The following is a 323-nucleotide window of genomic DNA, read 5'->3' on the forward strand; positions in this document are numbered from 1 at the left end:
AATGATCCAAAGGGGGAATTATTCAGCGCATCGAAAGAAACGCTGGAAGAACGAGGCTATCACATTGAAGTTTTGAACCTGTTAACTCCACTTGATTCTATGAGTTATAACTTATTGCAGCTTGTCAAAGATGCTTATAAAGATGGAGATTATTCAACAGCGCAAGCACTATGTAAGACACTCTCACACACTTTGTATTATAAACCAGGTGTTAAAGATCCTTTTTGGCAAGATTGCGCTATGAGCTTATGTAACGCCATGATTTTAGCCATAACAGATAAATGTATTGCAGAAGGAACAGAGGAAAAAATAACGATGTATGC

At 37.5% G+C, this 323-nt stretch carries 1 protein-coding gene; it reads left to right on the forward strand.

The features are described from left to right. Positions 1 to 323: type IV secretory system conjugative DNA transfer family protein (locus CN409_RS30705; RefSeq protein WP_170955843.1), on the forward strand; the 323-nt coding region annotated here is incomplete at both ends.

The organism is Bacillus sp. AFS012607, assembly GCF_002558005.1.
Lineage (GTDB): Bacteria > Bacillota > Bacilli > Bacillales > Bacillaceae_G > Bacillus_A > Bacillus_A thuringiensis_S.